Origin of the sequence: Propioniciclava sp., from assembly GCF_029977985.1 — a bacterium.
In the GTDB taxonomy this organism is placed as follows: domain Bacteria; phylum Actinomycetota; class Actinomycetes; order Propionibacteriales; family Propionibacteriaceae; genus Propioniciclava.
On sequence record NZ_JARKOT010000060.1, the window covers coordinates 1 to 6,059 of the forward strand.

Below are 6,059 nucleotides of genomic sequence, written 5' to 3' on the forward strand. Positions count from 1 at the left end.
CTCCACTGCGCCCCCGGCAACCCCGGCACGGCCGCGATCGCCACCAACCACCCGGTCGACGTCACCTCGGGTGCCGCGGTCGTCGCCCTCGCCCGCGACCTCGGCGCGACGCTCGTCGTGGTGGGCCCGGAGGCGCCGTTGGTGGCGGGCGTGGCAGACGCGGTGCGCGCAGCCGGCATTGCCTGTTTCGGCCCCTCCGCCGCGGCCGCCCAGATCGAGGGCTCGAAGCAGTTCGCCAAGGACGTCATGGCCGAAGCCGGCGTGCCCACGGCCGCCTCCGCCTACTGCGCCACCCTCGACGAGGTTGCCGAGGCCCTCGACCGCTTCGGCGCGCCGTATGTCGTCAAGGCCGACGGGCTCGCCGCCGGCAAGGGCGTCCTCGTCACCGACGACCGCGACGCCGCCCTCGATCACGCCGCAGGGTCGCTGCCGGTCGTCGTGGAGGAGTACCTCGACGGCCCCGAGGTCAGTCTCTTCGCTCTCACCGACGGCGCCACCTGCCTGCCCCTGCAACCCGCCCAGGATTTCAAGCGCGTCGGCGACGGCGACGCCGGCCCCAACACGGGCGGCATGGGGGCCTACACGCCGCTCCCGTGGGCGCCCTCTGGCCTCGTGGAGGCCATCATGCGCGACGTCGTCCAGCCCACCGTCGACACCATGGCCGCCCGCGGCACCCCATTCGCCGGCCTCCTCTACGCCGGCCTCGCCCTCACCTCGCGCGGCCTGCGCGTGGTCGAGTTCAACTGCCGCTTCGGCGACCCCGAGACCCAGGCCGTCCTCGCCCTCCTCCAGACCCCCCTCGGCGAGGTCCTGGACGCCGCCGCCACCGGCCGGCTCGCCGACGTCGGTGAGCTCGCTTGGCGCGACGGCGCGGCCGTCATCGTCGTCCTCGCCGCCGACGGCTACCCGGGCGTCCCCGCCCGCGGCGGCCGGATCGAGGGTCCGCGGCTGTTCGCCTCCGACGACGACGTCCACACCGTCCATGCCGGCACGGCGCTGGACGCCGACGGTCGCCTCATCGCCGCCGGCGGCCGGGTGCTGGGGGTGGTCGCCACGGCCCACGATCTTGCCACCGCCCGCACGGACGTCTACGCGGCGATCGCCGACCTCGACGCCCCGACCCTGTTCTATCGCACCGACATCGCCGAACGGGCGGCGTCCGGCCGGATTCCCACCCCGGCACTCTGATGGGCGTGGCGGGCACCCGGATCCGCAACCTGCTCGTCGGGGTCGTCGTGAAGGAGGGCCACGCGCTGCTGGAGGAGTACCCCGGCGACGCGTGGCGCGGATCGTTCCTGCGGGCGATCGGCGGCGGGCTGGAGTTCGGAGAGACCCTCACCGAGGGGGTGGCGCGCGAGTTCCGCGAGGAGCTCGGTGTCGAGGTGACCATCCGGCGGTCGCTCGGTGCGAGCGACAACATCTTCACCTGGCAGGGAGTGCCTGCGCACGAGGTGGTGCACGTCTTCGAGGTGTCCGCACCCGAGCTGGACGCCTGGCCCCTCGACGAACGCCGCCCCATCGCCGACCAGCCGAACGTCGCCGGCTGGTGGCCGTTGGCATCCCTGGCCGGCCGCGACGTCTATCCCGACGGCATCGTCGGCGTGCTCGCCGCGCTCAGGTGAGCCAGCCCGACAGCCACAGACGCGAGGTCGGCCCGATCGCCAAGGAGTCGTCGGTGAGCTGACCCTCGCCGATGCCGGGCAGGCGCACGCTGAGCACCGAGCCCTCCTCGCCGGGGGCGGGCTCCCAGGTCACCACGGCCTTCGCGGACTCCCACGGGGCCAAGGTGAGCTCGGTCACCGACGTCCGGTCGGGGTCGAGCCGCGCGAAGTCGGTCATGCCCTCGCGCCCGCCGAACCAGACGACCGGCGTGGTCAGCGTGACCGGCTGCTCGGAGCAGTTGTGGGCGGTCAGGATCAGCTGATTCTGTCCCTGGCCGCGGTCCACGGGCGAGAAGTCCAGCAGCGGCTCACCCGTCGTGCCGCAGATCACCGACCACTCGCCCTTCCGCTAGGTCTGCGTCGGGTCGAGGCCGCTGCCCTGGTCGGTCCGGGTGCTCGTCACGCTGGACGCCGCCGGTGTCGGTGGGGTGGGGCGGCCGAGCTGCGCGAGCCCGATGGCGGCGCCGACGGCGAGGATCACCGTGGCGCCCGCGACGCTCGTCCGGGTGAGGTAGTGCACGGGTCCCATGGTGACTGGAGAGGGCGCGTGTCCGCGTCGGCCCGTGGACCACGCGGTGTCCGACCCGCGACTTGCGTTTAGGCGTCCATACTGTATATAGTGCATATAGACAGTATGGAGAGTTGTGGGAATCGACATCGTCCTCTCGAACACCTCCGGCGTCCCCATCTACGAGCAGATCTCGGAGCAGTTGAAGGCGGCCATCCTGCGGGGGGATGTCGCGGAGGGGGCCGCTCTGCCGTCCATCCGCGGCTTGGCGCGCGACCTGGGCGTCAGCGTCATCACGACCACGCGCGCCTACTCCGACCTGGCGGCCGGAGGGTTCGTCACGAACGTCCCGGGCAAGGGCAGTTACGTGTTGCCGCGCAATGCCGAGCTCGTCCGTGAGCGCGTGCTGCAGGAGGTCACCGAACACTTCACGGACGCCCTCGCCAAGGCTCGCCTCGTCGATCTCACTCGCGCCGAGCTGCACGCCGTGCTCGACGCCCTCATGGAACAGGAGCAGTCATGAACCCCCTCGAGCTGCGCGGCATCACCAAACGCCGCGACGGCTTCACGCTCGGCCCGCTCGACCTCGTCGTGCCACGCGGGTACGTCATGGGCTTCGTCGGGGCGAACGGCGCCGGCAAGACCACCACGATCAAGATCGCCCTCGGCCTCGGTCGTCCGGACGGCGGCACCGTCGGCCTCCTCGACCACGCCCGCGTGGGCGTCGTCCAGGACGCGCCGGCCTACGTGGGGGAGTGGTCGGCTGCCGAGGTCGGCCGGGCCGTGGGCCCGTTCTACCCCGATTGGGACGCCGCCGGCTTCGCCCAGCTGCTCGCCTGGGCCGGCATCGACCCCACCAAGCGCGTCAAGGCGCTGAGCCGTGGCATGGGGATGAAGCTCCAGTTGGCGGTGGCGCTCAGCCACGGGGCCGAGCTGCTCATCCTCGACGAGCCCACCTCCGGGCTCGACCCCTTGGCCCGCAGCGAACTGCTCGACATGGTCGCCGAGTTCATGACGGTCGAGTCCCACTCCGTGTTGTTCTCGACGCACATCACCACCGACCTGGAGAAGATCGCCGACTACATCACGGTGATCGACGACGGCCGCATCGTCGCCTCCACGACGTGCGACGAACTCGTGGACGCCTACCGGATGGTGCGCGGGGCGGCGTCCGATCTGGACGCCGACCTGCGCCCCCTCGTCCACGGGCTGCGGGAGCACGGGGCAGGCTGGGAGGGACTGATTGCCACCGAGGACACCGTCGCGCTCGGACGCAGCGCCGTCGCCGAGCAGCCGAGCTTGGAAGAGATCGTCGTCCACCTCGCCAAGGAGCACCGTCATGTCTGAACTCGCCGCCATGATCCGGCTCGACCTGCGCACCGTCGGTGCGTCGCGCCGCCTCATCGCCGTCTACCTGGCGATGGCCACTCTTTTCGCCGCGTCGGGCGGGGCCAGCTTCGCGTTGCCGCTCATCGCCTTGCTCGGCGTGGTCATGGGGCTCAACCTCATCGGCACAGCGGAGTCGAACCGTCTGACCCTCCTCTACGGGTCGCTGCCGCTGCGCCGGCGCACCGTCGTCGTGGCCCACTACCTCGTGACTGCGGGCACGACCGTCCTGGCGGTCGCGCTCGGTCTGGCCGTAATGGCGGTGGTCGCCCGCGTGCGGGGGGAGACGGCCGACGATCTGCTGCTCTCGGGGGCAGGCGTGATCGCCGCCCTGTTCGTCGTGCTCGCCGCCATGTTGCCCGTGTACCTGCGGTGGGGCACCAAAGCGGGCGCCATCGTGATGCTGCTGTTCGCGATGGTCGCGATGGGGGCAGGAACGCTCTGGGGCGGCAACGCCGGGCTGGCCCTTCAGGTCACACCGGCGCTCGGGACGGTCGGCGTCTTGCTGGTGGTCGGGGTCGCGGCCCTGGCGGTGTCGCTACCGGTCGCCCTCGCGATCTACGAGCGGCAGGACCACTGACGGCGGCAGACGCTCGGTCTCCAGCAGGTTCTCCCCGCCGAGCCCGCGGCCACCCGGGCTGTGCTCTGCGGGGTGAGCCGATCCGGGGGTTGACCCCCCAGCCCGCCCCGCCGGGCTCGTGAAAGGCTGGCAGTATGCGCCACGTGCTCCGCCCTTTCCCGTGGGCGTTGCTCGGGCACCTCTGTCTGGGCATCGTGCTGGCTCCGGTGCTCGTGGTGGCCCGGATGGTGATGGCCGTCGCGGTGGCGCTCGCGCGGCGGGCCGGGGACGACGACGTGCTCAGTCTCGCCGCCACCGGCCTCGTGGGGTGCCTCGTGTCGCCCATCGCGTGGACGCATCACTGGGTCTGGGCGCTGCCGCTCGTCGCTTGGCTGGCGTGCCGAGGACGCCGCCTGCTCGCGTTCGCCTGGGGTGGGCTGCTCGTGACGTGGGTGGTGTGGTGGTCCGAGGACGCCCTCGTGGGCTCGTGGACGCTGCTGGCGGTGGCCACTCTGATCGCACTCTCGGGTGAACCGCGGGGGCGTCCATGGGAGAATGGGGGGGTTGTCCGCAACCCGCAGGGAGAGACATGACCGTCCCCAACGTGCTCGCGACCCGCTATGCCTCGCCGGCGATGCGCGCGATCTGGAGCCCGGAGCGCAAGATCGTGGCCGAGCGTGAACTGTGGCTGGCCGTCATCGAGGCCCAACGCGACCTCGGCGTCGACTTCGGGGGCGACGAACCGGACGCCGTCCTGGCCCACTACCGCGCGGTGGTCGAGAACGTCGACCTGGCCTCGATCGCGGCCCGGGAACGGGTGACCCGGCACGACGTGAAGGCGCGCATCGAGGAGTTCAACGCGCTGGCCGGGCATGAGCACGTCCACAAGGGCATGACGAGCCGCGACCTCACCGAGAACGTGGAGCAGTACCAGGTGCTGACGGCGCTGAAGCTCGTGCGCGAACGGGTCGTCACCGTGCTGGCCGCGCTCACGAGCCTCGCCGAGCAGCACCGCGACCAGCCCATCGCGGGCCGATCCCACAACGTCGCCGCGCAGATGACGACCCTCGGCAAGCGGTTCGCGACGGCCGCCGACGAACTCCTCATCGCCTTCGAACGGCTCGACGACCTCATCGGCCGCTACCCGGCGCGCGCCATCAAGGGGCCGGTCGGCACCGCGCAGGACATGCTCGACCTCTTGGGCGGCGACGCCGGCAAGCTGGCCGAGCTGGAGCAGCGGGTCGCCACGCACCTGGGCTTCGAGCGGGTGCTCACCTCGACCGGCCAGGTCTACCCGCGCTCGCTCGACCTGGACGCCCTCACCTGCCTCGTGCAGGTGGCGGCGGCGCCGTCGAACGTGGCCACGTCGATCCGGCTGATGGCCGGGGCCGAGCTGGTCACGGAAGGGTTCGCCGAGGGCCAGGTGGGGTCGTCGGCGATGCCGCACAAGATGAACACCCGCTCCTGCGAGCGCGTGAACGGCCTCGCGGTGGTGCTCCGCGGGTACGCGTCGATGGTGGGCGAGCTGGCCGGCGACCAGTGGAACGAGGGCGACGTGTCCTGCTCGGTGGTGCGCCGGGTCGCGCTGCCCGACGCCTTCTACGCCCTCGACGGGCTGTTCGAGACCTTCCTCACCGTGCTCGGCGAGTTCGGGGCGTTCCCGGCCGTCATCGAAGCGGAGCTGCAGCGCTACATGCCGTTCCTCACCACCACGAAGGTGCTCATGGCGGCGGTCAAGCACGGCGTCGGGCGCGAGCAGGCGCATGAGGCGATCAAGGAGCACGCGGTCGCCGTCGCGCTGGCCATGCGGCAGGGCCAGCAGCGAAACGACCTCCTCGACCGGCTGGCCGCCGACCCGCGGCTGGGGGTTCCCCGGGAGGTGCTGGCGGACGCCGTGGCGGATCCGCTGGCGCTGACCGGCTCGGCGGCGTCCCAGGTGAACGTG

General features: G+C 71.8%; 9 protein-coding genes. 7 read left to right on the forward strand and 2 right to left on the reverse strand.

Translation table 11 applies throughout. The annotated features are described in order from the left end of the window. Positions 1-1,188: phosphoribosylamine--glycine ligase (gene purD / locus Q1K57_RS03750; RefSeq protein WP_300079126.1), on the forward strand; the 1,188-nt coding region annotated here is incomplete at its 5' end. A 5-nt stretch (positions 1,189-1,193) separates the two neighbouring features. After that, entirely contained in the window at positions 1,194-1,622 is a 429-nt protein-coding gene (locus Q1K57_RS03755; protein ID WP_300079128.1) for an NUDIX domain-containing protein, read from the forward strand. Here Q1K57_RS03755 and Q1K57_RS03760 read toward each other — a convergent pair. Together Q1K57_RS03760 and Q1K57_RS03765 are read right to left on the reverse strand one after the other, a co-directional pair. Then, the gene (locus Q1K57_RS03760) at positions 1,615-1,992 is read right to left on the reverse strand and encodes a DUF4232 domain-containing protein (RefSeq protein ID WP_300079131.1); all 378 of its coding nucleotides are present in this window, start codon (positions 1,990-1,992) and stop codon (positions 1,615-1,617) included. The genes Q1K57_RS03755 and Q1K57_RS03760 overlap by 8 nt on opposite strands. Positions 1,993-2,010: 18 nt before the next feature. After that, on the reverse strand, positions 2,011-2,181 hold the full coding sequence (locus tag Q1K57_RS03765) for a hypothetical protein (protein WP_300079133.1): 171 nt from the start codon (positions 2,179-2,181) through the stop codon (positions 2,011-2,013). 124 nt (positions 2,182-2,305) lie between these two features. Here Q1K57_RS03765 and Q1K57_RS03770 point away from each other — a divergent pair, with 124 nt between their 5' ends. From Q1K57_RS03770 to purB, 5 genes are all read left to right on the forward strand, one after another. Next, positions 2,306-2,692, forward strand: a complete 387-nt coding sequence (locus tag Q1K57_RS03770; protein ID WP_300079135.1) for a GntR family transcriptional regulator — start codon at positions 2,306-2,308, stop codon at positions 2,690-2,692. Continuing rightward, positions 2,689-3,516: an ABC transporter ATP-binding protein gene (locus Q1K57_RS03775; protein ID WP_300079138.1), complete on the forward strand. Its 828-nt coding sequence runs from the start codon at positions 2,689-2,691 to the stop codon at positions 3,514-3,516. Before Q1K57_RS03770 ends, Q1K57_RS03775 begins: the two co-directional genes overlap by 4 nt. Further along, positions 3,509-4,135, forward strand: a complete 627-nt coding sequence (locus tag Q1K57_RS03780; RefSeq protein WP_300079140.1) for an ABC-2 transporter permease — start codon at positions 3,509-3,511, stop codon at positions 4,133-4,135. Before Q1K57_RS03775 ends, Q1K57_RS03780 begins: the two co-directional genes overlap by 8 nt. 134 nt (positions 4,136-4,269) lie before the next feature. Next, entirely contained in the window at positions 4,270-4,707 is a 438-nt protein-coding gene (locus Q1K57_RS03785) for a hypothetical protein (protein WP_300079142.1), read from the forward strand. Beyond that, a partial coding sequence (gene purB, locus Q1K57_RS03790) for an adenylosuccinate lyase (RefSeq protein WP_300079144.1) occupies positions 4,704-6,059 on the forward strand: 1,356 nt, incomplete at its 3' end. The genes Q1K57_RS03785 and purB, both read left to right, overlap by 4 nt.